Annotated in this window: 21 protein-coding genes and 1 tRNA gene; 6 read left to right on the forward strand and 16 right to left on the reverse strand. The window is 46.5% G+C overall.

Translation table 11 applies throughout. The features are described 5' to 3' along the window. Positions 1-28 precede the first annotated feature (28 nt). From QT992_RS08840 to psbX, 6 genes are all read right to left on the reverse strand, one after another. Positions 29-1,480: a trypsin-like peptidase domain-containing protein gene (locus QT992_RS08840; RefSeq protein WP_333376854.1), complete on the reverse strand. Its 1,452-nt coding sequence runs from the start codon at positions 1,478-1,480 to the stop codon at positions 29-31. 111 nt (positions 1,481-1,591) lie between these two features. After that, positions 1,592-2,716, reverse strand: a complete 1,125-nt coding sequence (locus QT992_RS08845) for a redoxin domain-containing protein (protein ID WP_333336073.1) — start codon at positions 2,714-2,716, stop codon at positions 1,592-1,594. A 281-nt stretch (positions 2,717-2,997) separates the two neighbouring features. Further along, positions 2,998-3,807: a Ycf66 family protein gene (locus QT992_RS08850; protein WP_333315681.1), complete on the reverse strand. Its 810-nt coding sequence runs from the start codon at positions 3,805-3,807 to the stop codon at positions 2,998-3,000. Between the two features lie 127 nt (positions 3,808-3,934). Next, on the reverse strand, positions 3,935-5,020 hold the full coding sequence (locus QT992_RS08855) for a transposase (RefSeq protein WP_333315680.1): 1,086 nt from the start codon (positions 5,018-5,020) through the stop codon (positions 3,935-3,937). Then, on the reverse strand, positions 4,992-5,657 hold the full coding sequence (locus QT992_RS08860) for an IS607 family transposase (protein WP_333315679.1): 666 nt from the start codon (positions 5,655-5,657) through the stop codon (positions 4,992-4,994). Before QT992_RS08860 ends, QT992_RS08855 begins: the two co-directional genes overlap by 29 nt. A 318-nt stretch (positions 5,658-5,975) precedes the next feature. Continuing rightward, positions 5,976-6,095, reverse strand: coding sequence for a photosystem II reaction center X protein (psbX, locus tag QT992_RS08865; RefSeq protein ID WP_333041933.1), 120 nt, complete (start codon positions 6,093-6,095; stop codon positions 5,976-5,978). A gap of 124 nt (positions 6,096-6,219) precedes the next feature. Here psbX and QT992_RS08870 point away from each other — a divergent pair, with 124 nt between their 5' ends. Further along, positions 6,220-6,504, forward strand: coding sequence for a YggT family protein (locus tag QT992_RS08870; protein ID WP_006634856.1), 285 nt, complete (start codon positions 6,220-6,222; stop codon positions 6,502-6,504). 74 nt (positions 6,505-6,578) lie between these two features. Here the strand turns inward: QT992_RS08870 and accC are convergent, their stop codons facing one another. Next, the gene (gene accC / locus QT992_RS08875) at positions 6,579-7,934 is read right to left on the reverse strand and encodes an acetyl-CoA carboxylase biotin carboxylase subunit (protein WP_333051901.1); all 1,356 of its coding nucleotides are present in this window, start codon (positions 7,932-7,934) and stop codon (positions 6,579-6,581) included. Between the two features lie 228 nt (positions 7,935-8,162). On the opposite strand from accC, the gene QT992_RS08880 reads away from it, so the two are divergent. The 4 genes from QT992_RS08880 to QT992_RS08895 all read left to right on the forward strand — a co-directional run bounded on the left by QT992_RS08880 (position 8,163) and on the right by QT992_RS08895 (position 9,561). Beyond that, positions 8,163-8,246: transfer RNA gene (locus QT992_RS08880), tRNA-Leu, on the forward strand. Between the two features lie 317 nt (positions 8,247-8,563). Next, a complete protein-coding gene (locus QT992_RS08885; protein ID WP_006634859.1) occupies positions 8,564-8,776 on the forward strand; it encodes a helix-turn-helix domain-containing protein in 213 nt (70 codons plus the stop codon). Between the two features lie 37 nt (positions 8,777-8,813). Further along, a complete protein-coding gene (locus QT992_RS08890; RefSeq protein ID WP_333315677.1) occupies positions 8,814-9,212 on the forward strand; it encodes a DUF433 domain-containing protein in 399 nt (132 codons plus the stop codon). After that, positions 9,205-9,561, forward strand: a complete 357-nt coding sequence (locus QT992_RS08895; protein ID WP_333127850.1) for a DUF5615 family PIN-like protein — start codon at positions 9,205-9,207, stop codon at positions 9,559-9,561. The genes QT992_RS08890 and QT992_RS08895 overlap by 8 nt, the downstream gene beginning before the upstream one ends. A gap of 7 nt (positions 9,562-9,568) precedes the next feature. Here the strand turns inward: QT992_RS08895 and QT992_RS08900 are convergent, their stop codons facing one another. The 7 genes from QT992_RS08900 to QT992_RS08930 all read right to left on the reverse strand — a co-directional run bounded on the left by QT992_RS08900 (position 9,569) and on the right by QT992_RS08930 (position 17,968). Next, positions 9,569-11,122 (reverse strand): hypothetical protein, encoded by a 1,554-nt coding sequence (locus tag QT992_RS08900; RefSeq protein WP_333336079.1) that lies wholly within the window; start codon positions 11,120-11,122, stop codon positions 9,569-9,571. A gap of 17 nt (positions 11,123-11,139) precedes the next feature. Then, positions 11,140-11,496: a hypothetical protein gene (locus QT992_RS08905; RefSeq protein WP_333336082.1), complete on the reverse strand. Its 357-nt coding sequence runs from the start codon at positions 11,494-11,496 to the stop codon at positions 11,140-11,142. Positions 11,497-11,506: 10 nt separating this feature from the next. Next, positions 11,507-14,872, reverse strand: coding sequence for a CHAT domain-containing tetratricopeptide repeat protein (locus QT992_RS08910; RefSeq protein WP_333336085.1), 3,366 nt, complete (start codon positions 14,870-14,872; stop codon positions 11,507-11,509). Positions 14,873-14,952: 80 nt separating this feature from the next. Next, positions 14,953-15,630: a DNA-binding response regulator gene (locus QT992_RS08915; RefSeq protein ID WP_333336088.1), complete on the reverse strand. Its 678-nt coding sequence runs from the start codon at positions 15,628-15,630 to the stop codon at positions 14,953-14,955. Between the two features lie 307 nt (positions 15,631-15,937). Next, the gene (locus tag QT992_RS08920) at positions 15,938-16,216 is read right to left on the reverse strand and encodes a hypothetical protein (protein WP_333315668.1); all 279 of its coding nucleotides are present in this window, start codon (positions 16,214-16,216) and stop codon (positions 15,938-15,940) included. Next, the gene (locus tag QT992_RS08925) at positions 16,179-16,538 is read right to left on the reverse strand and encodes a DUF6972 family protein (RefSeq protein ID WP_190735918.1); all 360 of its coding nucleotides are present in this window, start codon (positions 16,536-16,538) and stop codon (positions 16,179-16,181) included. The genes QT992_RS08920 and QT992_RS08925 overlap by 38 nt, the downstream gene beginning before the upstream one ends. A gap of 158 nt (positions 16,539-16,696) precedes the next feature. Next, positions 16,697-17,968 (reverse strand): FAD-dependent hydroxylase, encoded by a 1,272-nt coding sequence (locus QT992_RS08930; RefSeq protein ID WP_333336091.1) that lies wholly within the window; start codon positions 17,966-17,968, stop codon positions 16,697-16,699. 89 nt (positions 17,969-18,057) lie between these two features. On the opposite strand from QT992_RS08930, the gene QT992_RS08935 reads away from it, so the two are divergent. Continuing rightward, on the forward strand, positions 18,058-18,180 hold the full coding sequence (locus tag QT992_RS08935; protein ID WP_333109292.1) for a hypothetical protein: 123 nt from the start codon (positions 18,058-18,060) through the stop codon (positions 18,178-18,180). A 259-nt stretch (positions 18,181-18,439) separates the two neighbouring features. Here the strand turns inward: QT992_RS08935 and QT992_RS08940 are convergent, their stop codons facing one another. Further along, positions 18,440-21,946, reverse strand: a complete 3,507-nt coding sequence (locus QT992_RS08940) for a PAS domain S-box protein (protein WP_333376856.1) — start codon at positions 21,944-21,946, stop codon at positions 18,440-18,442. A 661-nt stretch (positions 21,947-22,607) separates the two neighbouring features. Next, the gene (locus QT992_RS08945) at positions 22,608-23,738 is read right to left on the reverse strand and encodes a serine/threonine-protein kinase (protein WP_333376858.1); all 1,131 of its coding nucleotides are present in this window, start codon (positions 23,736-23,738) and stop codon (positions 22,608-22,610) included. Between the last annotated feature and the right edge of the window lie 431 nt (positions 23,739-24,169).

The following is a 24,169-nucleotide window of genomic DNA, read 5'->3' on the forward strand; positions in this document are numbered from 1 at the left end:
CCCATGCCCCATGCCCCATGCCCAATTTTCACCGGACAGTTAGAGTGTAACGACCCCGGCCCGAAGCATCGTAAGCATTGACAAATACGCGATAGCGACCCGTAGCGGGCAAAGTAACGCTTAGAAACGCATTTTTAGTCGAATCGCTCCCTTCGTCATTTTGTGCCAGTAATCGGTCGTTAGGGCCAATGATAGCCACATACGGCTCGAAATCTGTACTTTCGAGGGAAATGGCTACAGACTGACCAGCTCGACCTTCAAAAGTATACTCTCGATACAGACTGTTGTCAGACGGCAATACTGGGCCGCCTGCGACTAAAGCGCCTTCTTCTTGCAAAATCGCCCGAGAAGGCGCGGTAGGAGCACTCGCTTTCAGTTGTAACGTATAAGCCCCTGACTGCTTAGCTTGGTAGGAATTTGCAACTAACGTGTAAGTCCCGTCTGCTGGCAGCCTGACTGTAATTCTGGCGTTTTTATTCCCGGCCCCGTCATCGTCTTGCGCGATTTCCCGCTGGTTGGGCCCGAGCAAAATTAAATAAGGGTCAATTTCTTGACTTTTCATTTCTATTGTGATTTGCTGGCCCGCTTTTCCCTCAAACGAGTAGAGGTCAAAAAAGCTGTTGTCGGTGGGCAGAACGCTAGACTTGTCGGTGAGGAGGCCGCTGACGGCGGGCCCGTTTAACGCAACTTTTTGAGGTGATTTGTTGCCACCAAAGGGCGATCGGGCTTGAGCCACGCGGGGAGCTCGCCCTTCTCGCACCGCTGTCAGGAAAGCGGGTAATTTGTCTGCGGAAATTGCAAAACCGATACCGATACTGCCACCGCCCCGACCGCGAGTAAAAATAGAAGTATTGACGCCGATTAATTCTCCTGAACTGTTGAGCAGTGGGCCTCCTGAATTGCCGGGATTGATGGCGGCGTCGGTTTGAATTAAGCCCCGCTGCTGGTCGATGCGGCTGACGATTCCGACTGTAAAAGTACCTTGAAATTGACCGAATGGATTGCCGATCGCAAATGCTTGTTGCCCGACTTTCACCGAACCGGGACGGGCTAAAGGAATGGTGGGCAAATTGTTTTGACCGCGAATCTTCACCACGGCTAGGTCTAGACCTTCTTCGCCGAATCCGATGACATCGGCGACAAGTTTTCTGCCGTCTGACAAAATGATATTGACCGTACCGCCTGCCGAAACAACGTGGGCGTTAGTTAACACCATGCCGTCGGGGCTGATAATTGTGCCGCTGCCGTTAGATTTATCTGTATCAACCGTCACAACCGCTGGACTAGCCTTTTCGTAGACTCGAATATTGGTTTGTTCTTCGACATTTTGGGCGATCGCACCCTGGGAATGCACCGAGTTAAATTCCTTTAAATCTGTTGATTGCCGCACAGGGGATGTCGTAACAACTGCAGCAGCGCTGGCTGCAACCCCAACCGTTAAAATTCCCGATACTGCTAAACTTAGAAGTTTGAAATTCATGGCGATCGATTTTAGTATTTAGCGATCGGTAGCTAGGAATTAGGTTTTGTGGTTAACCGCTAACTACCTTCTGTAATTATTTTAGGACTTGTACCACGGTAGTGACATTCCTCACGCCGGTTCTCCAATTCGGGAATCTGAATCAGCAGCTAAATACTTAAAATTAGCTTCTCGTAGCGCAGCATCCTCATTGCCGTAGAAAAAAGACAGCAAAGCAAAACGCTGGCCGCTAATCACCGGCGTCGCTTCATGCAGCAAAGAACACGAAAAAATAATCGCCGTGCCCGAATCCCCTTTATAACCGTGCGGCGCGTACTCTGGAAACCGTAAAAATCCCCCCGTGTACTCTCCCACATTCAAGTTTAGCGTCATCGCAAACCTGCGGTGCAGCGTAGCTTTGCTAGTGTTGTCGCGGTGCGGCAGAAAATAACCGCCGCTGTCAGCATCGTAACAACCTATCAAATACCGCTCAAACCTGGTAATTGTAAACTGAAAAGCTTTTTCTACTTCCGGCCGCACCCGGCGCCAAATAATCGCACTCAATCGCTGCTGTAACTTCGGGTCTTCAATAAAGAAATCTCGGCGCTTCTTGAAAGTGTCGTCGTGCAGACCAACTGTTTTCCCGCCTATTTGCCTCATAAAGCCGGAAGGACTGCCACCGTGAGTTTTGTACATATCGATTAAACTGCGGCAAGATGCTTTGTCCAAAACGTTAGGAATTACCAACACCGGGGCGTGGCGAGTGGCTGCTCTGGCTTCCTCAATTGGGGGCAAAGTTTTGAGAAAATCTAATACTTGTTGGGCGTGTTGGTGCGGTTCGCCCATCGGCAAAATATTAATTACCTGAAGGTTTTCGTTGAGAACAAAAGTTTGGGGTGCATAGTGAACTCCGGCAACTCCATTTTCTTCGACATCTCGGAAAACACCGTACTGCTGGCTGACTTTTTTATCTAAGTCCCAGAAAAAGATGAATGACGGAGCAATTGTTGTCGGTTTGTTTTGTTCTTTGTCTGCTGGGTCAACGCTCACTCCGAACCTCGGTACTTGCAAGCTTTGGAATTCTTCTGAAAGCTCTTGAAAGCTTTTGAGGATAACTTGGATTTGTTCAAAAGCTGCGCTGGCAAAGAAAAACAGCACGATTCGCCGGCCGGCAACGGTTGAGAAATGAAATAAGGGGTTATTTGTAGAAGGAATGGAAAACCAGGGAGCCGGATCTCCTATTTCGAGTAATGCCATCTTGCTGATTTGAGATTTGGGATTTTATATTTAGATTATTATGCTGTCGATTAGTTCCATAGGTTCGGTATCTTAAATTTTTTTTACAAAATAATTAGCTTTGATTTGTGTATGTCTGCGTTTGTCTGCGCTTTCACACTCGCAATTTACAGTCTTTTTAATAAATTTAATATCTGATAATAAGTAGATGGGTATCAATAAACGCAACTTAGAGTTCTGCGGTTTCCCAAGCCAGAGCTACAGGATAAAAGTTTAGTTTCACCCATCTACTTACTATGTGCCTATTTGTCGAAACTGGGGGAATTATCCGGTTGGTCTTCCGGGTATTCTACAGGTCGATACTCCACGTAATCTGACGGCGGTGCTTCCACGTCGCGGTTGCTGGGGCGAGACCTGGATGATTCCGTAGGACGGGGTTTTTTGGTTCTCGGCGGCGTATCGGAACTGCGGTTTTCCGAAGCAGGGGGGCGACTGCTGCGGCTGCGGGTCGGTCTTTCTTCGGGGTTGTCTGAAACGTCCCAGTTGTCAGACTCTTGGGCTGGCGGGGCTTCGGGGCGAGAGGGACGTTTGCGCGAGGATCGATCGGGCGAGTCGGGCCGTCCGGTGTTAACGCTGCCGTTGCGATTCGAGGGGCGGCGGCGGGGTTCGTCGTCGTAGGCTTCACGAGAGGAACGGTAGTCTTGGCTGCCTCTGATGCGGGGACGCGGCGGATAGTCTTCCTCTGGTTCTAGCTGTTCCATTTCGGAATCGTAGCCGTCGTAACCGTAGGCGTTGCTGACCGGTCGCTCTTCATCTACGTATTGGGCGCGAGTTTTGGCTTGGGCTGTGGTCGCTCCTCGCAGCTTGATGCTTTCTGTTGCAAAAAATATGGCGGTACCGCTGAGCAGGAACTGACCGAATGCCAGAATTGGGTCAAGCCGCCATCCTTGAAATAATAGAATACCGCCGCACAGCAAGCCGACGGCTGCAAAAAAAATATCGTGGTCTCGGGCTAGTTTGGGACGCCACGATCGCAGAAAATACAGTCCTGCCCCTGCTACTGCTAGGATAATCCCTAACAGGCTGCTCCAGTTCAATCCTAAATTGACCATTAGCCTATCTCCTATGTCTTTCCTATGTTAGCGAGTTAGATTTTACATCTATCATTAAGTGGTACATTTACGCGATACATTTCAGACATTTTGGATTTCTCGGACACCTGAAAATACCTCGATAGCATCACCCGCAAGGGTGAAGGGCGTACCCTTCATGAGCTTTTAGCATGATACCAAAAGCACCGTTTGCATCCCGGTCGGCAATATAACCGCACTCAGGACATTTAAAGATTTTGTTGCCGCCCAATCTGGCATGAACGTGACCGCACTTGCCACAGGTTTTAGACGTATAAGCCTCGTTAGTTTCTACGACTAAGACGCCGGAACGTTTAGCCAGAGCTATTAGTAACTGCTTAAATCTGTAATGGCTCCAAGTTAGCATTGACCGTACAGATTTAGTATGAATCCGCCTTTTTGCTCTCAACACCAGGGAGGATGTTTCAAAAGTGGGGATAAACACCACCTTGTAATTACGGACTAAGTAACTAACAGTTTGGCGATGAAGTTCATCCACTAAATTGCGAACATCGAGCCGGATTTTATCAGCAGCACGAAGTAAAGAACGGCGTTGCTTAGTCCTAACTTGTTTTTGGTAGGCACGGCTAATTAATTTGTCAAGGTGAAAGCATAATCTCACGATTCGCTCTATGTCTCCCTTGCCAATCTCTAAAACCGTTTCTCCGTCGTAACCAGTTAAAAATGTTCGCACCCCAGGATCGAGCGCAATTACCTTATTCTGGGTAGTTGTTTCTGTGGAAATATGCTCGGGAACCACAGCAAACCAACGTCGCCTGTCTCGCACTAACTGGGTGCCATACTCGCAAGAATCTGGCAGTGGTTGGGAAGAGTCAAAAGCACATCCTTTGGTTAGTTGAGGGAACCACGTGCCTTTGATGTAATTCCCCTTTTTAAATTTAATGGTGGCTACTGATTGGCGACAACTACGAAACTTTGCTTCACCATTATTGGCTTTTGCTTGCCTCCAAGCGTCGTAAGCATCTTGTACAGCGTTGGCTTTGGGGTGTCTCGGTACTGTTTTCAACCAATCTGGCAAATCGTTAAGGATTTGGGCTTCTAAATCATAGCTGCTACCTCGGAAGCCATTTTTCAAAGCCTCTATGCAATGGTTGTAAACAAAGCGACAACCGGCTAACCAATGTCGCCAAATTGAGTTGAGCTTGCTACCAGGATAAACCCGAATTTTCTTCACAGAGTTCGGGGCTAATTTCGCTGTCAATTTCTGTGAGTGTCGTTTTTTGTTTTTGTATTTCCGAGTCTTCCCTGAGTTGTTTTTCGTACTTACGGAGTCCGTAAAGCCTTGAGCTGAAACAGTGGACGACTGACAACATATCTTGCACGAGTTCTGCCTGTGGACTGTATTTTTGCTGGTAGAGAACCACGAGTTTACAATCGAATTTTTCACACAGCCATTCGATGAGGTCGAAGCCAAATCGGGCAAGTCTGTCTTTGTGGGCAACGACAAGACATTGGATATCGCCGCTGATAATTCGTTCCAGAATGGCGTTAAGCTTTCGCCGCCTAAAATTGAGTCCCGATCCAATTTCTGTGATGACTTCACAGCCTGGGTAACTTGTAGTAAGTGCCTCAGTTTGTCTTTTGAGATCGTCTCTTTGGCTGGATGTTGAGACTCTGGCGTACAAAACTGTAGAACGTCGAGCAAGCTCAGTTGTACCGGATTTTTGTTTGAGATATTCGGCAATATCGTAACGTCTTTGTCCTGCCTCGGTTTTGATGGTCTTGATGAGGCCATCTTCTGACCATCGGGCAAGGGTTCTGGGGTTAACTCCCAAAGCCTTAGCTGCTTCTCTTGGTGTGACATACGGCATGGCATTCTTCTGGAAAAACACTTTTTATTTTATTTGAGTTTGTCCGATATGTCCACTATATCTGTTAAAGTCGTGTAAACTGCTTTTAGTTACACGTCTGTCAGCCCGACTGTGCTTTCTGGGGCAGCGTCCGGTCAGGGTTTCAGCTTGGGAAGTGACTATAATAATGAGTTTAACGGGAAAAAACCTCAGCTTGGCAGTCAACTGAAGGTTTGGCCTTCTGAGTTGCTCTCATCTGAGGTTTCTCGGATTGGGGAAATGCCCGACGTGTAGCCGAAAATTGACTTGCAGCGCCGGACTTAGAAACCCGCTGACTTTTTAGGTGCGCTTGATTTTGTCTTTTTGGCTGATGAAGATCAGGGCGATCGTTGCTGGAATCACTACCACTGTCACGCCCACCAGCAGGCTGTACAAAAAGTTCGCGAGAGAAGGAGTCATAGATTCAAAGCCTTTGTTACAACAATTTGATTTTTATTAATTTTATACTTTCGATCGCACCTGTGAAACGGTTAAAATTCTGAAGGGCTGACTTAACAAAACTTAAAATTTCGAGATAAGACCCATGACTGGTATTACCGTTGCAAGTTGGATTCTGGGCTCTGTCCTAGTGGTGATGACTTTGCTATTTATTTTTCGGATCGTCCTGACTTGGTATCCCGAGGTGAACCTGAGCAAGTTGCCGTTGAGTCTGATTGCTTGGCCCACGGAACCTTTTTTAGCCGTAACTAGAAAGATTGTACCGCCGATCGGCGGGGTGGACATTACGCCGATTATTTGGGTCGGTATCTGTAGCTTGCTGCGAGAAATGATTCTCGGCCAGCAAGGGCTACTGACGATGATGATGTAGGAGTTGGCGGTTGGCGGTTGACTGTTGACTGTTGACTGTTGGCGGTTGACTGCCAACTGCCAACGGCCAAGTGACTAATGACTGTTTTGGTTCAAGAACTGTTCGACGAAATTGGTGTAAACTTCGCCGCTGAGAAACTCGGGGGAATCGAGGATTTTTTGGTGGAAGCCCAGGGTGGTGGGGACGCCGGTGATGGCGCATTCCCGCAATGCCCGTTTCATCCTGCGGATGGCTGTCGGTCGATCGCGCCCCCATACAATTACTTTACCGATTAAAGAATCGTAGTAAGCGGGTATTTCGTAATCGGTGTAGACGTGAGAGTCCATCCGCACGCCGGGGCCACCGGGAGGCAAATAACCGCTGATTATGCCGGGGTGAGGGCGGAAGTTGCGATCGGGATCTTCGGCGTTGATGCGACACTCGATCGCGTGGCCGTTGAGAATTACTTGGTTTTGCTTGATTTGCAGTTTTTCTCCTTGGGCGATGCGGATTTGTTCGGCTATCAAGTCGAGGCCTGTAATCATCTCGGTGACGGGATGTTCTACTTGGATGCGGGTGTTCATTTCCATAAAGTAGAACTTGCCCGATTTGTCAAGTAAAAATTCGACTGTGCCCGCACCCGTGTAGTTGATGGATTTGGCGGCGGCAATGGCAGCGTGACCCATTTGATCTCGCAGTTTCTGGCTGAGGGCGGGGCTGGGGGCTTCTTCGAGGAGTTTCTGGTGTCGCCGCTGAATCGAACAATCTCTCTCGCCGAGGTGGATGACGTTACCGTAGTTGTCGGCGAGGATTTGGATTTCGATGTGCCGGGGTTTTTCGATGAATTTTTCGAGGTAAAGTCCGGGGTTGCCGAAGGCTGCGTCGGCTTCGCCTTGGGCTGCTGAGAATAGTTTGGGGAGTTCCGAGGGTTCTCTAACTAGCCTCATCCCGCGGCCTCCACCGCCGGCGGTGGCTTTGATCATCACAGGATAGCCGATGTCGCGGGCGATCGACAAAGCTTCGCGATCGTCTGCCAGCAATCCGTCGCTACCGGGAACAGTGGGGACTTTCACCCGCTGCATAGTTTCTTTGGCGGTGGATTTGTCGCCCATCGCCCGCATTGCTGCCGGAGACGGCCCGATGAAGGTAATTTGATGGTCAGCGCAGATTTCGGCAAATCGGGCGTTTTCGGCGAGGAAGCCGTAACCGGGGTGAATGGCTGCGGCGTTGCGTGTCAGGGCGGCCGCGATGATGTTGGGGATGTTTAAATAGCTTTTGCTGCTGGTGGGGGGGCCGATGCAAACGGCTTCGTCTGCCAACTGGACGTGCAGGGCGTGTTTATCTACGGTGGAGTGTACGGCGACCGTGGCAATCCCCATTTCCTCGCAGGTCCGCAATATGCGGAGAGCTATTTCTCCCCGATTAGCGATTAAAATTTTCGAGAACCCCATCTTCGCTGCTTAATTCACTCAATATTCTGTACAATAATGCCTTTCGGTATGTTCTGGATAATCGTTTTGCAGAAATTGTTCACAAAAATTTATTTTACATTTTGCTGGTAGTGGTGCTATGATTGTAAATCGGCGGTGTCAAAGGGCAAGTCACAAGTTAAATGCCAGGAACCTCAACCTGTGAATCTTTAACTCGTAACGCAAAAATCCCGGAGATTGCTAGAAAGAGCGGATGTGGCGGAATTGGTATACGCGCACGCTTGAGGTGCGTGTGGCATTATGTCCTTGCGAGTTCGAGTCTCGCCATCCGCATTGAATATATAAAACAACTGTTGACAGTTTTGGCTGTCGGCAGTTGTTTTGTATTTGATGGGTGGGTGGGCAGAAACCGGGTTTTTGCGAGAATATTTGGTTACAGGCGAAGATTTGGTAAAAAACCCGGTTTCTTTGATTGGTGGGTGAGTACCTCGGGTGCGGATTCATCAGATATCTTTAAGTGCGATTCCCTACGGGATAGCTTCGCACGCGCGGACTTCTGACAGATCCGCACCATACAAAATACTGTTTAACTGTCGATCGACTATTGTGTTTGAATTAGAAACATAGATACTTATCGTTTGTCAAGTAGAATAGGGTTAGTTAGGTTCCGAATCCGAGAGTTGGCTGACGAAAAAGGATGGACGCTAAAGGATGTTGCCGATCGATCGGAGGTTCCGTACAGCACAGTCAGGCACTATGCTCGATCGGAAGGACTAGCAACGGTTGATATCACATCCATTCAAAAAATAGCTCGCACCCTCGATGTTTTGATTGAGGAGTTGATGGAAGTTGTTAAAGAATGAACCGATGAAATTATATTAGCAAACGGAAGTTAGATCGATGACATCCTACGCCTTAAACTTACCCGTTCAGTTACAGCAAGAAGCTGAAAAATTGGCAACACTACAAGGCATTTCGTTCGATCAGTTTATCCTCTGGGCTGTAGCCGAAAAAGTCGCTACCCTCAACCAGCGGAATGACGATCCGGCTTTTCCTGAAATCACCTATGTGCGCGGCGCTAGCGGCGAACTCGTTCCCGTTTTGCGCGGCACTCGGTTGCGGGTGCAAACAGTAGTCATCGCAGCGCAGAAATGGGGTTTTTCTCCCAACCAAATTGCCACTGAGTATGACTTAAGTGAAGCTCAAGTGAACGATGTTCTCGCTTTTTATGCGGCTCACTATCAAGAAATAGACGCATCTATTGCGGCTGAGCAAATTATCGAAGCTGCTAATGTCTAAACCGCTATTGCATCTAGATGCCGATACCTCTATTAAAGCTTTGCAAGCCGCCCTTTTATCTCGCAGTCACGATGTCACTCGGACACCGACTGAGTGGATGGCTTTAGATGCTAGCGATGAGGCTCAATTGCTAGAAGCAACAGCGCGAGGGCGGTGTATTTTTACGTTTAATATCCGGGATTTTCAGGTTTTAGCTCAGCGTTATCCAGAACATGGTGGCATCATTTTGGCTGCTCAAAACAGTTGGACATTATCTAGTCTAATTGCTTCGCTCGATCGCCTGCTTTCAGAAACACAAGCTGCTGATTGGAAAGGGCAAGTCCGCTGGCTTAATCAGTGGCGAACCTAATTCTATCTTATCGAACTTCTGTATCTCTGGTCGATCGCACTTCTTCCCCTTCCTGCAAAACAGGATTAACTGGTGGATTTTGGGAACCAGATACACTTTGCCTATCGGATGATGATTTTAGCACTTTACGAGCAGTCAGCAAAGCAAGCCCTCCCAAGACTCCACCGCATAAGCAACTAACTATAATAGCACTAAAGAAGGGATGAAGCGGCAGAGGATACTGGAAAGAAGGCGGTGCCCAAGGTTTGTCTACAGCCAAGGTGTAGCTGCTGGAAACAACCCCCGCAACCCCTATACCCACACCGACAACGGCTATAGTTATTTGTAAATTGCGATCGCTATCTCTTTCATTTTTCTCGTACTTTACCTGTTGTTTTTGAGCATCAACTTCCATAATGCCTCGGATTGTTTCAATCATCTGTTGAAACAATTCCTTCCCGGCGGTAAGATAACTCATATTGAGTTTAATCTGTTGCTGAAAAGTCTTGCAACTCCCGTCAATAAATTCTTGTAAAAAATCTAAGTTATCGATTTCTTCTACGCTGCAATCGCTAAGTTTTTTGAGCCAATAACTATAGTTTACAACATTCGTTTCAATTGCAATCTGGTGAAGTTCTATATCTCGCAAATACCGCGCATAATTCAATCCGATTTTAGGGAGTTCTGTCAGCCAGCCTTCTAGTTGTTCCAGACGTTGCTCTCTATCTGATTTTAAATAGCTAAATTCTGCTACTTTTTCCTCTAATTGACTGTACAGTTTTCTCGCTTCCTCGTTGCACCGATGCGCTTGGTAATAGACATAAAGGATTTTACTGCGACAACATAACAAATTAATCAGGGGACGGTAATAATCACCTAATTCTTCTATCTCGGAAGTTTTTTCATCAGTATCTAACCAGACTAGGATATGACACTTTAATCTCGGATTTTCTTGACTGTTGTCAAATTCAAAAATGGGACTACCTAGAAGTTTTCCGTCACCGATTAAATAGGGTTTTGGCTGCTCAAGCTGTGAATCTAGAAACAAAGCGTCTACACAAGCTACTGCTAAATCTTGATAATTGCCAGCAAAATCAACAGGTTTAGCAAATAATACTAGGGTTTGTCCCACTGATGCTTGGATTTCGCAAGGTAGCAGACAACCTTGAAAGTTTAGGTTGCTCAGTTGGTTGATTTCTACTGTATAATTCGGGGAACGTAGGGTGAAATCAAGTGCGTAAGTGTCGTGAAGTTGCAGCGGGTAAATTTCGCCTGTCAGGGGCAGTTTATCCGGTTGGCTAACAGTTGTAAATGATACAAATCTATCGCCATCTGACTCGTATAGTTCAAGATAGTCGCTCTGTTGGCTATTTTGGCTGTTTCTATTGCTCAGCTTTTCCGGTAAAGAATCGAATTGCGGATTTGTTTGCAGCAGGTGTCCCAAAGCAACGCATTTTTGCCATAAATGGTCAGAATTGTCTAGAGGTTGTTTATCCCCTTTTGCCAGGTTTTTGCACAAATGAAAGGCAAACAGTGTTAGTTTGGGGTTGGCAAGTTTGCCTGTCAATTCAGGATTGTTCATCACCTAGACCCTGAGTGCTATTTTGGCTGGTTGGGGAAACTTTCTTGGATTGCATTTAATAGCGTTTCTCTGGAAACTTTGGGAGGTGGAGGCGGTGGTGGAGCTATTGGTTTGGTTGTTCCTGGCAGGCGATCCGTTAATTGGATTTCCCCCGAATCTAATCCTTGGCGAGTCAGGGATAATGCGTTGTCAATGTCGGCATAGTTTTCACACCATTCAAGGATGTTATCAGCAATATCGTCCTCTGTTTCTCCGAAATTAACACTTGCCTGTTTGAGGTTTTCATCTCTATTTTCAATCAAAAACAGATCGGGCTGATTTTTGATTAGGTATATAAAGGCGTGGATATTCTTCAGACTACCTTCGAGCATCATTCTCAGATTCCTATTGACCAACTGAACAAAATGCAGCCCAATGATAGGGCGATTGAAAAGGTCGTATTTCTTTAGAGCTTATCTTCTTAAGCATATCGTACAGGGTTGCTTTTTCGACGCGATGTAGGGGAAGTTGCTTTGTCCATACCTGCAAATCTTCTTTAGTAGCATCTCGCAGCCAAAGTTGGGCAGTATTGAGGGCAAGGGAGACGCTTAACCCGGCTTTGAGAAGCTGATAAAATTTTATCATCAAAAATGAGGTTGACAAATCGTTGACTGCCCACAACGTCGGTACTACACTGGAACTGCCGGCTACCAGGAAACCGCTAGGTAAGCTGATATATTCATCGCTGATGCTGTTAAAGTCGCTGATGCCGGTTTCGCAGGCGGAGAGCACAACTAGGCGGCATTCTCGGAAGTCGAGGGCAAAGATGTCTGCTAAGGTGAGGCATTTGGTGAGGTCGAGGATTTTGCCATTTCGTAAGGGTAGATAGCGAGTGGGGTTTTCTTCTGGGGAAGGCGGGTCTAATTCGCTATCGGCTAGAAGTAAGGCTGATAGCAAAGGTTGTTGAAAGTTAAAATAGCCGTGACAGCTAAAATGGGCGCAGTGGGCAATGCGGAGGCGGCTGTCATCTATGACCGATTTTTTGGCATCATTTTTGACGAGGATATCTTTGGGGTGGAAATGCTGACTAATCGCTGGCACTTCTAAGTCTGTAAATTGAAGGTCATTGGTGGGGTTTTGGACGGCAAATAGGTGAGTGAAATTGGGGCGTTTTCGCCTTTGTGCCTGTTGCAGCAGTTGGCAACTGGGAGAATAGCTGACACCTTGTTTGAAGCAATCTAGCAAGCAGGGATTGGCGGGTTCAGGAGACTGGGTTTCTGGGTTAAAGCGCTGCCAGATTTCACGGCTAACCGGCAAGGCGTGAAGGGGGAACAGGTGCAGGAAACGGTGGGGAATTAAAATTAATTGATCGCAGTGTTTGGGTACTCTCCCCAGAATTTCATTGATATGCAATATTTCAGATAGGCTTTGGAGGCGAGGGGCTAGGTTTTCCCGCCATTGGGTTTTATCTTCCTTTTGGTAATCTCTGAGATATTCCTCGCCCCAATTTACCAAGGTTTGAAAGTCGGCTTTTGAAGATTGCCAGACTATAGGATTTGGTGATTGAGGAGTGATGATGAATGTGAGGAATTTGTCGCCCAGGATGTACCACTCAACGATAGCAGTGTTTTCTGTTGTGAGGGCTTGAATATCGCTGTAGGAGATGCCTTTAACTTCTTGAGTCAGCAGGAAGTCGGGGTCGATGGGTTGGATGTCACGGACGAGAAGTTCGTCGAGTTGTTGCCGCAATTGGGTGAGATTTGTAGAATCGCGGCTGGTAGTTTGTAGGCTGTCGATTTGGAGGCTGCGTTCTCCCGATATTGTGCCGCCGTTGCTGTTACGATTTGTCTGTTGGTTGTCTAGTCGGCGCTGTTCGGCATCAATTTCTCGACGCAGGCGCGAGAGTTCGTTGATAACGGTTTCGGGAATATCCCCTTTGGGGTATAAGTCGCGGGTGGCGAGGAGTTCGACTAAGTTGCGGGCTTTGCTGCGTTCGACGTATTCTATGGCTTCGGTGTAGTTTTTTAGCTTTAGGCAAACTTCGACCATATTTCGATAAAGTTTATTCCATTCTTCGGCGAGTTTTTGTTTGCTTTCATCTCCAGAATGAATCTCACCCCGTAGTAACTCTACGGTATCAATGGCGGTGGCAAAAGTATGGTAAGCTAGCTGTAAATCGGGAACTTCTCGATAGGCAAGCCCTAAATTAAATAAGGTTTCAGCATAGTTTTGCGGGAAAGCTTCGCGAGTACGAATTGAAAGTGCATCTCGGTAATAAAGGATCGCCCGTTCCAGATTGTCCGCCCGCGAACCCTTGATTCTGTTATGGTAGGCAATAGCTAGGTTATTTTGAGTCAATGCCAATTTTTCAGGGAAATCCTCAAGGGTATAAACTGTTAAAGCTACTTCAAAAAAGCCGATCGCGCGTTCCAGATTAGCTGCCCGATCCCCGTTGATTCTGTATAAGTAGGCATTAGCTAGGTTATTTTGAGTCCCTCCCCATTTTTCACGGAAATCTTCAAGGGTAAAGACAGTTAAAGCCTTCTCATAAAGCTTGATAGCCCGTTCCAGATTATCTGCCCGCAAACCATTGATTCTCTCACGGTAGGCATTGGCTAAGTTATTTTGAATCTCAGCCCATTGTTCACGGAAATTCTCAAGGGTACGAACTATTAAAGTCGCTTCAAAAAAGCCGATCGCCCGTTCCAAATTTTGGGCCCGCGAACCCTTGATTCTGTTATGGTAGGCAATAGCTAGGTTATTTTGAGTCTCTGCCCAATCTTTAGGAAAATCCTCAAAGGTATAAACTGTTAAAGCTGCCTCATAACGGTCGATCGCCAGTTCCAGATTTTCCGCCCGCGAGCCCTTGATTCTGTGACTGTAGGTATTAGCTAGGTTATTTTGAGTCCATGCCCATTGTTCACGGAAATCCTCAAGGGTATAGGCAGTTAAAGCCCTCTCATAAAAGCCGATCGCCAGTTCCAGATTATCAGCCCGCAAGCCGTTGATTCTCTCACGGTAGGCATTGGCTAAGTTATTTTGAGTCATTGCCCATTGTTCACGGAAATCCTCAAGGGTATAGACGGTTAAAGCCACTTCAAAAAAGCCGATCGCCCGTTCCAGATTTTCCGCCCGCAAGCCATTGATTCTTTTACTGTAGGCAATAGCTAGGTTATTTTTAGTCCCTCCCCATTTTTCGCGACCCGGTTCCCGATTATTTAAAACTATTTGATAACCAGTAATGGCAATTTCAAGATTATTCGCTTTATTCCCGCGAGGAAAGTTACTAATATGAATACTTAAGTTTTCAATAAGGGCGACTATTGACTCACTTGCTTCAGGATGTGCGGAAATTAAATTCTCTGCCACTTCCTCTAAACTCTCAGAAAAACGGGCATTGAGGAGATGTTGCCGTTGACCGAGCATTGGGTAAATTACTGCAATATCGCTATCGCTATCTTGTTCTATTTGCAATAATTTTAGGATAAAATTTATATATTTTTGGGGATTTTTACCTTCAGAGTCATCACTATCTCCCTCATCGTTCATTCCCAAGAAATGAGCTATTTGAGTTGCCATTTGTAATAAAACAGTAGCCTGATTTTCTTGATTTTTTTCCGACAATTGGGCTGCAACAACCCGCATCATTTGCACCAACTCAGCATCCACCAATTCCGAGTTTGCATTAAAGATTTGATTTTCTTCGCCGTTGGGGCAAGTCAGGAGTGTTTGAATTAGTTGCAGGTAGGCTTGGGCGCGGGTTTCATCCATTGTGGGGAGTTGTCAGTAACACCGATGTTTATTTTATCACGATTGGTGGTTTGGCGGTTGACGCTCCCCCGTATCAATTTCTACCCCATCCCGAACAAGTAATCGAAATTACCCTCTCCCACAGAGTTTTTAAGCGTATTGATAATTTTCCTTGTATTATCGTGAGGCCCTTCAATATAACAAGGTTTTCCATTGCGACCGAATTTCAAGCCAATTTTGCTGGTTGATTCTCCTAAATGAGCCTTCGACTGCTCGAAATCGCGATGCGGTTCAAAGCCTAATGTTTTGGCATAAGCGATCGCGCCCCAAACCAGGGCTTGTGCTTGCTCTAAACTAATCTCCTCGTACTCTTGCATAAACTGCGAGTAAGAAAGCTGAACGAAATTTTTATATTGGCTATCGTTGCAGTTACGTGGCGGCATGGCATCCTTAACTCCCAAACACCAGTAGTCGATCAAATAAGAGGCTGTAACAAAACGATTGTATCCCTTGGAACGGGTAACCACCACTAAACCCAAACCGCTCGTTTCAGAGGTTTCATTCCCCAACAATACCTTCGCAAAATTTACATCCACGAGACATTGAGCAACGGGCAATAACTCTCCTTTTTCGGCGCTAGCGAGGGCTGTTTGTTCTGCATGAGATTGAAGAAACGTAGTGACTTCGGATGCTTTCAATCCTAACTTTCGGGCAATTTGTTTGGGCGTTAATTGGCGATCGCGCAGGTTGAGAATTTCTTGTTCTTGTTCTGGCTGCATGGTTTTTCTATTGCCGTCAGGGCTGGATTCAAGCTGAGTCGATCATTGTACCGCGTTTTTGCGACCAACTTCGTAACATTGCAAAGATTGAGGAAAAAACCCGGTTTCTTTGATGGTGCGGGTGGCCAGAAACCTCGCTTAGCCCGATAGTCCGCCAGGGGTTGAAACCCCTGTCTCATAGCAAAAGTCCTCTGAAGAGGACTAAAGAGTTTTTCATTTGTATATCGGATTTTCAGTCGGTTTCAACCGACTTTCGCTATTAGCCAGGGGTTAAAACCCCTGGCGGATGTGGCGACACCACTTTATTTTATACTTCTCGTAAAATGCGACTATTCAAACGCTCATATTCATCCTCTAGCAGCCACATTTTAGCCGCTTCGTAATTGTCACTAGAAAAAATAACTTTATAATTTTGTGCCGGGTTGTGGATGCAAAATTTTCCTGAAATTTCCTTGACTAACATCAGGATATAAGGCGGAGATATCAGAGTATCGGCCCAGATTTCCGCAAACTCCCAATCAGTCTCTTGCTCTGATTCTTGACTAATTTTAGTAGCTTGTGCGGGGTCTTGTGCGAGGTATGACATGGTATTTACCTGTAGTTTTTTTGATTTTTATTTCACCGTAATTTAGTGGTATCTGAGTCCCGTCTGCTTTCAGTATATAACCAATTGGTTCTGAAAAGTACAATCCATAGCGTTCATAATTATCCTCTACATCGTCCTCTCCTGTGCGTTCCCCTCTTAGCTTAATTTCTGCGGCCACTCTTTCCATTGTTTCTCTATCATTAAAGAGATGGACGATTCCTTCGCTTTCAAATTCACTTTGGGCTTTTTGGGTTCCGGGGAGATGTTTATCAATGAGACTGGTTCGAGTTTCTAGAGTAATTTCACGGTCAATTCCACTCATAGCTCTGTTCTATCTTAATTATATACCATTCATCGATGAATTTAGTTTAGTTTTGGAACCACGGGTGGCCAGAAACCGGGTTTTTGCGACAGACTTGGTGACAGTGCAAAGATTTGGAAAAAAACCCGGTTTCTTTGATGGTGGGTGGGTGTACAAACCTAATTTTGCGCTAATTCTGGCGGCCGCCCCATCAAGCCTGTCATCAGCCGCAAAGCTAAAAACCTCACTGGGGGAATTGTCCGCAAACACCACAATCCAAAGCGGCGAAATGCTACAATTGGCAGCCAAGTATTGGAAAATAATCTGTCTAGAAAATCGGTAAATCCTAACACGATTAAATTCTCTTTTTTCCGCCAGTTGTGATACCGTTTCAATACTCGCAAATCGCCGATGTCTTCGCCTTTTTGGTGCGCTTGCTGCAAGATTTGGGCGATCGCCCCTGCGTCTCGAATGCCCATATTCAATCCCTGGCCGCCGACGGGATGGCAGCAGTGGGCCGCGTCGCCAATTAGTGCTAATCTGGGCAAAACGTAGCGATCGCTCTGCATTAACTGCACCGGAAACAAAAAGCGATCGCTCTCCAATTCTAAACGCCCTAAAAGCCCGCCCGTGCGCTGTTCCAACAAAGTCAAAAATTCTTTTTCGTCCATTGACTGCAAAGCTTTTGCTTCCGCGTGGGGTGCTGTCCAAACTACTTGACAGCGGTTCCCAGGTAATGGTAAGACTCCCATCGGGCCGCTCGGCCAAAAGCGCTCAAAAGCGATATCATTGTGCGGTTTTTCTGCTTTAATAGTGATAGCAACGCAGGATTGCCAGTATTTCCAGCCGCGAGTGCTGATGTTGGCTTCGGTGCGGATGCGCGATCGCGAACCGTCGGCGGCGACTAATAATTTGGTGCGAATAGTCCGAGTTTCGCCGTTTTGTTTGACTTCTATTTCCGCGCAATCGGTTAAATATTTTACCTCGACTACTTCCGCCGGACAAACCCAACTAAAATTCGGGTTTTTTGCCAAAGATTCTTGCAAAGCTGACAGCATGACTCGGTGCTCGCCAACGTAACCTAAAGCTGCTTTTGGTACGGGTAATTTGCCAGTATTTCCTAAATCCGGGCGGTGGAATTCGACGACACCGGGATAGTCGCCGTCGCAGAGGCTAATTTGCTCGAAGGTGGTGATTTGGGGCAAGATTTGCTGCCACACGCCGATACCTTCTAAGATCATTCCTGATAGCAGGGTGATTGCATAGGCTTGTTTTTTGGCTGCGGCGACGGCGGGGAGTTGGGTTTCAATTATAGCGATTTTTAAGCCGGAATCTTTTAAGGCGCTGGCTAATGTGGCCCCGACTATGCCGCCTCCGACGATGGCTATATCAAAGTCGAGTGTCTGTGTTTCCGTGGAAGCTGTGGTTGGAGAAAGTTGGTTTACAGGCATTTTCAAGGGATTTATTTAAGTGAATAATCATATTTACTATTTTATTGTAAAGAATTATTGCGGTTTTGGGCGATCTTGAGGCAGAGCTTATGTCATATCAATTCTGGCTGTGCCGGAATGATATCAAATCCCATCGCACATTTCTCTCAAATTCGATCGCCCATCAACCCAAAAATCCCATCGGCCATCAACCCAAAAACCCCGGCGGTTGAAACCGCGTCTACACAGACAAAACCCGCCTCCGCGGGTTGAAGAGTCGTAGCGTAGCGGGGCGTAAGCCATCGCACATTTATCTCAAATTCGATATTTCTTCGTCCGCGGAGGCGGACATCGTTTGTGTAGACGCGGTTTCCAACCGCCCGGTTATATCAAATCCGCTAGCTTCGGAATGATATAATTGTAGGGAAACGGCACTGCCGTTTCCTGATTTCGGGTAATATTAATTCCGATGCCACCGATCGCAACTAACAATTAACTACCAACTGCTGCTAATTGATTATTTCCTGTGACTAGAGGCGATACTTTTTGGCAAATGGGAATCTCGATGACAAACTCTGCACCTTCCCCATGCGTGGAAATACACTGCAATTTGCCTCGGTGTTTTTCAACTATAATCTGATAGCTGATTGACAGTCCCAAGCCTGTGCCTTTGCCGACAGGTTTAGTAGTAAAAAATGGGTCGAACAACTTGCCAATAACTTCTTGATTGATTCCCATCCCGTTGTCGGCAATCCGAATTGTTACTGTTTCTGAGTTCGCACTGGTGCTAATCCGAATTCGGTTGGGGTGACAATATATTTCTTTTGAAGAATGAGTGCTGTTGTACTCTTCGAGGGCGTCGATCGCATTTCCTAAAAGATTCATAAATACTTGATTGAGCTGACCTACATAGCACTCGACTTTTGGGAAATTGCCGTATTCTTTGATAATCTCAATAGCGGGACGAAGTACATTAGCTTTGATCCGGTGCTGCAAAATTAGCAAAGTGCTTTCGATTCCTTCGTGAATATCTACTCGCTTCATCTGCGATTCGTCGAGTCTGGAAAAGTTGCGTAAGGATACAACTAAGTCGCGGATGCGATCGGCTCCTACTTTCATTGATTCCAAAATCTTTGTAAAGTCTTCCATTAAGTAATCAACTTCAATATCTTCGGCTGCTTCTACAATTTCTGGGACGGGATTTGGGTATTTTTCCTGGTAAAGGTGGAGCAAACTGAGTAAGTCTGTGGCGTATTGGGTGGCGTGGGTGATGTTGCCGTAGATGAAGTTAATCGGATTGTTAATTTCGTGGGCGACGCCGGCGACTAGCTGGCCGAGAGAAGAGATTTTTTCGGTTTGGATTAGTTGAGTTTGAGTTTGGTGCAACTCGTGGACAGCTTTTTCGAGCTCGGCTGCTTGCGATCGATACTGTCCCTCGGACTGCTTGAGTGCTTCCAAAACTTGGACTCGATCGCTAATGTCCGTGTGAGTTCCCACCCACTCGCGAATGCTGCCGTCGGCTGCCAAAAGGGGGACGCCCCGCACCCAGAAGTGTCTGTAGCTGCCGTCTGCTGCCCGCAAGCGGTGCTCGACTTCGTAGAGACTTTTTGTTTCTATGGCCCGCATCCAAGCTTGTATAGTGCGATCGCGGTCTTCTGGGTGTACTGCTTGTATCCAGTTGTCCTTCTCTTTCCAACTCATGCCCGTATAAGCTATCCAATCAGGCTGAGGCTTGTCGAAGATTCCGCTAGCGTTTGTCGTCCAAACCATCTGTGCGGTAGCCATTGCCAGCGATCGGTATCTTTCCTCGCTCAGACGCACAGATTCTTCGGCTTGGCGGCTGGCTGTCACATCGCGCAAAATAGCTGTGAATATGATTTCGCCTGCCACTTCGAGTTTGGAAATAGAAGCTTCGGCGGGAAATTCCGTACCATCTCGGCGGCGGGCAAAAATTTCTTTGCGGCTGCCCATTTTTCGGGCTTGTTTAACGCCGCCGCCGAAATTGCTGACGAGGTGACTATGATTCGTGGCCAAAGCTTCGGGCAACAGCAGGCTCAGGGATTGCCCGATCGCCTCCGCAGCCGTCCAGCCAAAAATCCGTTCTGCACCTTGGTTGAACAGGATAATTTTTTGCTCAGCATCGACAGAAATAATCGCATCGTCGGCAATTTCTACAATGCCGGCAAAACGAGCTTGAGACAGTTGCAGCGCTTGTTCAGCTTGTTTGCGATCGCTGATGTCGCGGGCGATCGTCGAAATGTATGCGAGTTTGCCGTCCGGTGCACAGTGGGAGATGATGACTTGGCTGACGGGAATTTCGAGTCCCGATCCTGACACGAAGGCTGTTTCTCCACTCCAAAAGCCCTCGGAAACAGCGGTGGCGATCGCTTGATTCAAATTGCTGCGGCCTGACGCTGGCGTGAATTCTGCAACTTGTCGGTTGGATATATCTTCGTTTTCGTCTATACCCACCATTTTTCGGCCTGCTTTGTTGATGTAAATCGGGCGTCCTTCGAGGTTGGAGATACCTACAAAATCCGGCGTTGCTTCCAGAATTGCTGCCAGACTTCTGTTGGCGATTTCGGCTTGTTTGCTCTCAGTAATATCCCGCGCGATGCTAACTATACCGCTGATATTTCCTAACCCGTCCCGGTAAGCACTTTTTGTAGAAAGAAATATCCTCAAATTTCCTTTAACTGGTAGTTCTTCTTCGATCGCTTCCGTTGTTCCCCCTGCCATAATTGGGCGATCGGTTTTCCTAATATTGCCCGCAATTTCCGGCGGAAATAATTCGCTGTCATCTCGGCCGATAATGTCGTCTACAGACTTGCCAATTATACTAGCCCCCGCAGCATTAAGCATTAAGTAACGGCCCTGAATATCTTTGACAAATAGGGCTGCGGGCGTACTGTTGATGACTGCCATCAACAGGTTGTAGTTTTTTTGAAGCGCCTGCTTTGTTGTTTGAGAGTCGAAAATTTGCTCCTGCAATTGCTCGTTGGCGGTTTGCAGTTGGAGAGTCCGTTTCTCCACTTGATTTTCTAAGTCAGATTTAGCTTTCCTCAGTCCCAGTTCCGCTCGATAGCGCTTCCGGTCTGCGCTGCAGAGAGTTTTGGCATTCTGCCAAATCAGAACTGTAAAAATAATCACGTTCAATACGCTTAACAGCGATATCCCTACCTCCGGCGTGTAGGCTTGTAACCGATCTCCCAATAGGATGAAATAACCGACTAAAGGCGGGATAATGATTGCCCGTGGCAACAAGCGCCTCGCCATGATTCCGCCCGCGCGATCGCTCGTCATTACTGCTATCAATCCTCGCTCTGGACTGGCAAATAAAATGCCGAAGCTCAGCAACATAAATGCTGCGGCAGTGTGCAAAGCCATGCCTGTATTTTTGCCAATTTGGTAAAATAAAGCTTTGTCGTAGAGGTAGCCTATCAAACCCATAAATGCAATTAAAAATGCAGAACAGCTTAAGATTTGAATCCGCAGGTATTTAGGCCGACGTTCTGACAGCAGCAGCAGCGCTGTTCCCAGCAATAAAAAAGCACCAGCAGTATTCGGTGCCATGCGTCCTGGTGTTCCGGGGATTGTCAACCTGTAACTTTCTTTAAATAGCAGTTGGTCGATGCCTAAGTCTAAATTAAAGCTATATTGAGCTAGGGTTAAGAGGCTAATTAATATAATTAAAAATGAGGATACTAAAATTATTTTTTTGTGATTTTTGTGAGACTTTCTTGCTGTTAATTTGGCGCGCCGGCTCTGTTGGATGAATAGAGCAAACCCGCCCAAAATAAAGCATACCGCAGTATTGGCTTTCATCGTCACGAGTCCGGGCAAAATGCTTTTTAAGAGTGGCAGATCGAATATCCAACCCAAAAGGACTGTACAGCCGATCGCCATTACTGCAATACTCGCTTTTTTGGAAAAAGACTCGACAGCAGCCATTCGGGTTGAGGGCGTTTGCAGTTGTTGTGCTCGTTCAAAAAGTTCCAATTTCTCGATCCCTCCAATTATTTGGTTTCTACGTATTCAAGGTAACAATGAACACTCTAGTGATATTGTTGCCCGCTATACAAAGCTGCTTAAAATTTTCTCAAAGCTGCTAACCATAAAATATGAATTATTTTATCTAACTTTAGAGATATCGTCAAATAAAGGTTGAAGGCTCTTATGTAGAAGGCATTCGGCAGAATTAAATGATTTTTGTTGCTGGCAAAATTTAAAAAAATTCCTTGTTCCTTGTTCCTTGTCCCTTCGATTTCGGAAATTGGGGCCCGATTCATCGGCAAGACGAAGTGTGGTTACTCAGTACATCGAGGGATAATGGTAGCGGATGAATCACTATGGAATGAGAATTAAATAACTTCCACAAGTTTGTGGGATGGGCGTCCCGCCCGTCCTTTTTGGACGGGCGGGACGCCCATCCCACAATAACAATTAAAATTGTAAGTTATTTAATTCGCGATCCTATGCAACAAGATCGCTCGCATTGTAAACCGGCTGCTGTGGCTGTGGGAAATGCGATCGACACAACAATAAGACTCGGTGGTTGAAACCGCTACTACACAAACAAAGTCCGCCTGCGCGGACTAAAGAGGGGGATATTAAAGTGGGATTTGGTAACGGTCAACAGTCAACAGTCAACTGACAACTGTCAACTAACTCCCAACTTTTGAAGTGCTTCCAAAGCTTCGGTTGCTGACGGGTAACGCTGTGGGAAATGGTAAAGCACCATCTTGTCTAAAACGCTAGCCAACTCCGGGGTGACAGTTGCATTTTTCTGCCAGATGAGATTCCCTAAATTATCAACTCTGAGTTGTTTCGGGCGCATCCCTGTCAAGGCTTGAATCCCGATGAGCCCGACAGCATAGATGTCGCTGCACAATTTCGGGGAACCGATGGCTTGTTCGGGGGGAATGTAGTCTTGCTGAGTACCGCCGCGCGATTTCGTTTGACCGATGCTGTTTTGTGAAGTGTTGATTTCTTTAACGGCCCCAAAGTCAATTAATACAATCTTGCCATCTGATGTCCGCCTGATTAAGTTTTGAGGGTGAACGTCGCGGTGAATTACATCTTGTTTGTGAACAAAAACAAGCACTTCCAAGATATCTTTCAACAAAGCGATAACCTGATGTTCTTCCCAGGGTTGACCTTCGATTAGCTCTTGATACAAGGGTTGCCCTTCGATGAATTGATAGACTAAATAAAAATATCCATCTTCTTCAAAGCGAGCTAACAATTCTGGTATCCGATCGTGTTGGCCCAATCGATATAAAACCCGCGTTTCTCGATCGAATAGGTGGCAGGTTCTCTCAGACTGGCTTTTCAGGCGCTTGACGAGGCACAAAGGTCGATCGGGCAAATTTTCATCTTCAGCCAGATAGGTATCGCTGTACTCCGTATTCACCAAATGTTCTCTAATTCGGTAACGCATCCGCAGCAGCTTTTGCAACATGGGATCGAGAGAATTAGTTGGTTGTGTGCCTTTTTTTACAGCTCTCATGATGCAGTCCCAAAGATTTGCTCCGACGACTCTTTCTTCTTGTCCAATAATTTGTGCTTCCTTGAGTACCTTGGTGAGCTCTTTCCACAAGTTGTAGCCGACATACCGCCCCAGATAGCCCACTGTGTACCCGCGGGCGATCGGATCGTTTTGCTGAATTTCTTGGTACGTCAAACCCCCTACAACGCCTCGAATTATCGACTGTTGCAACCGACTCAGGTGTTTTTCCGTTTGTTCGTATACGAGATTGTCCAAAAAAATTATTGCTTCTTCTACCGTCATAGTTTCATGGCTTAAGTTACTTGTGCAGCAGCTACACATTTTGTTTTTATATTTCTGTTATAGACGGTTTGGTTGAAATTTACTAGATATTTTGATGAGGGAAATATATCTTGATAAATATGACTTTTATGAATAAAGATTGTGAATTATATGAAATTCATTTACTTGACAAATGGTTGATGTGTTAAGGAATGAGAATTAAATAACTTCCACAAGTTTGTGGGATGGGGAGCATCTCCGTTTTGCATTTACAGTGCGAGCGTCCCCGCTCGCGTATTGTACAATACGCGAGGGGGGACGCTCGCACTACAATAAAAAAAATGCTTTTTACAAAACTGAGATGCTCCCGTGGGATGGGCGTCCCGCCCGGCCAAAAATGACCGGCGGGACGCCCAACCCACAAAAACAATTAAAATTGTAAGTTATTTAAT

Source organism: Microcoleus sp. T3_D1, from assembly GCF_036700405.1.
Classification (GTDB): domain Bacteria; phylum Cyanobacteriota; class Cyanobacteriia; order Cyanobacteriales; family Microcoleaceae; genus Microcoleus.

Excerpts from the sequence above, each read along its gene's own strand:
- QT992_RS08925 (WP_190735918.1), bottom strand. The coding sequence starts at position 16,538 with ATGAGTGGAATTGACCGTGAAATTACTCTAGAAACTCGAACCAGTCTC.
- QT992_RS08905 (WP_333336082.1), bottom strand. The coding sequence starts at position 11,496 with ATGATGCTCGAAGGTAGTCTGAAGAATATCCACGCCTTTATATACCTA.
- QT992_RS08920 (WP_333315668.1), bottom strand. The coding sequence starts at position 16,216 with ATGTCATACCTCGCACAAGACCCCGCACAAGCTACTAAAATTAGTCAA.
- QT992_RS08890 (WP_333315677.1), top strand. The coding sequence starts at position 8,814 with ATGACATCCTACGCCTTAAACTTACCCGTTCAGTTACAGCAAGAAGCT.
- QT992_RS08945 (WP_333376858.1), bottom strand. The coding sequence starts at position 23,738 with ATGACGGTAGAAGAAGCAATAATTTTTTTGGACAATCTCGTATACGAA.
- accC (WP_333051901.1), bottom strand. The coding sequence starts at position 7,934 with ATGGGGTTCTCGAAAATTTTAATCGCTAATCGGGGAGAAATAGCTCTC.
- psbX (WP_333041933.1), bottom strand. The coding sequence starts at position 6,095 with ATGACTCCTTCTCTCGCGAACTTTTTGTACAGCCTGCTGGTGGGCGTG.
- QT992_RS08845 (WP_333336073.1), bottom strand. The coding sequence starts at position 2,716 with ATGGCATTACTCGAAATAGGAGATCCGGCTCCCTGGTTTTCCATTCCT.
- QT992_RS08935 (WP_333109292.1), top strand. The coding sequence starts at position 18,058 with ATGTCATATCAATTCTGGCTGTGCCGGAATGATATCAAATCCCATCGC.
- QT992_RS08910 (WP_333336085.1), bottom strand. The coding sequence starts at position 14,872 with ATGGATGAAACCCGCGCCCAAGCCTACCTGCAACTAATTCAAACACTC.
- QT992_RS08895 (WP_333127850.1), top strand. The coding sequence starts at position 9,205 with ATGTCTAAACCGCTATTGCATCTAGATGCCGATACCTCTATTAAAGCT.
- QT992_RS08930 (WP_333336091.1), bottom strand. The coding sequence starts at position 17,968 with ATGCCTGTAAACCAACTTTCTCCAACCACAGCTTCCACGGAAACACAG.
- QT992_RS08915 (WP_333336088.1), bottom strand. The coding sequence starts at position 15,630 with ATGCAGCCAGAACAAGAACAAGAAATTCTCAACCTGCGCGATCGCCAA.
- QT992_RS08850 (WP_333315681.1), bottom strand. The coding sequence starts at position 3,807 with ATGGTCAATTTAGGATTGAACTGGAGCAGCCTGTTAGGGATTATCCTA.
- QT992_RS08840 (WP_333376854.1), bottom strand. The coding sequence starts at position 1,480 with ATGAATTTCAAACTTCTAAGTTTAGCAGTATCGGGAATTTTAACGGTT.
- QT992_RS08900 (WP_333336079.1), bottom strand. The coding sequence starts at position 11,122 with ATGAACAATCCTGAATTGACAGGCAAACTTGCCAACCCCAAACTAACA.
- QT992_RS08860 (WP_333315679.1), bottom strand. The coding sequence starts at position 5,657 with ATGCCGTATGTCACACCAAGAGAAGCAGCTAAGGCTTTGGGAGTTAAC.
- QT992_RS08870 (WP_006634856.1), top strand. The coding sequence starts at position 6,220 with ATGACTGGTATTACCGTTGCAAGTTGGATTCTGGGCTCTGTCCTAGTG.